The organism is Acinetobacter sp. YH16053 (genome assembly GCF_013417035.1).
In the GTDB taxonomy this organism is placed as follows: domain Bacteria; phylum Pseudomonadota; class Gammaproteobacteria; order Pseudomonadales; family Moraxellaceae; genus Acinetobacter; species Acinetobacter towneri.
This window is the reverse complement of the sequence record NZ_VPEP01000121.1, coordinates 1-1,387: the sequence shown is the minus strand read 5'-3', so window position 1 is coordinate 1,387 and position 1,387 is coordinate 1. Positions and strand designations below refer to the sequence as shown.

Annotated in this window: 1 pseudogene; it reads right to left on the bottom strand. The window is 31.9% G+C overall.

The annotated features are described in order from the left end of the window. A pseudogene (locus FTV43_RS15460) lies at nt 1-811 on the bottom strand (molybdenum cofactor biosysnthesis protein MoeA); the annotation flags it as partial. Nucleotides 812-1,387: the final 576 nt, after the last annotated feature.

Sequence of the window (1,387 nt, the reverse complement as noted above, 5' to 3'; positions counted from 1 at the left end):
ATTCATCAGTAAACTGCTCTTGTGAAGATGTTAAAGCGGGATTAATAATAGGATTTTTTTGTTCAATTTCACTTTTAAAAGCATGCTCTAATCTAATTGGTTTTAAGATTTTGACTCCAACATCATCGTAACCCCATTGCTGCAAAATATTTTGAACATAAATACATTCTTCACTAATTTTTTCTTCATTATCATAGTTATACATACTAACTATAATGATTTTAGGTTTTTTATATACCTCAATTTCTCTTAAACCAGCTCTCGATAACACGATTACTTTTTCAGCATTAATTTTTTCATCTTTTTGAACCAAACACTCATCTTGTTGAATAATGCTTCCTTGTTTTATCACACCTTCAAATTTTTCTATTGGTGAAAGAACCTTATAGGAAAAGGGATCTTCAAGATCTAACCTACTATCATCTTCTTGAATAACAGCATCTATTTCAGAAGGTAGTTCGATATTTTTAGGAAGCCTAATAATAGAATCTTCTTTGTAATCAATTTGATATATATCTTTGGATCTATAAAGCTCTGCATCCCAAAAATACATGTTATTAATTTTTAAAAAGTGATTTACTTTGATATTTTGAGTCATATGCGAATTTATTCCCCAGCCGGCAAATTTTGATAAATTTTTAGCCGGGTAATCATTTAAAGCGATAACATTTTCTGCAACTCTCCTACCTATAGCTTTATCCAAAGAAATAAATTCTGCTGGATAGCCTTTAGGGAGTCGTGGGTGCAGTCCATGAAGCATATCTATTAATTGTCTAGGAAAATCATCTGGAAAATTTAATTCGAGTTTCATTATTAAGTGCCTAAAAAATCATAAAACATGGATATTTCTAATCAATATTAAAGTATGACAATAAGCTAAGATTTTTTATTATTTAAAACATATTCAATGTTTTTAAATAAACCCAACTTAGTAAGAATTAATTGAAGTTAGCATCTTAAGATACTACTGTCCCATAGTTTGATTTAAATAAAAAAGCCCGACATCCTGTCGGGCTTTTTCGTATTGGGTGTTTAGGTATAACTCCTGTCGTACCTTACAGTCCTTGTGCGTATCTATGTTCTTATTATTGTGTGGAACTTCCTGTTCCTGATGAATCCATCATAGGAAATTGCAGCCAGGTCGTACAGGCGCAAAGGGCCGTAATTGACGTAAGCAAATGCGTACAAGACCGGCTAAAAACTGTCCCAGGTTTATCCGCAGGAAATGGGGATAATTTTAGATCCTGGGAAGTTGAGAACATTGGAAAAACCGAAAAATTGACTACTTTTTAAACAAAATTATTGGCAAGAACTATCAAAACCGCTCATAAAAAAGCCGACTTGTTTCAAAATCGGCATTTTGTACATTTTTTGGTTAGAGTAAAAT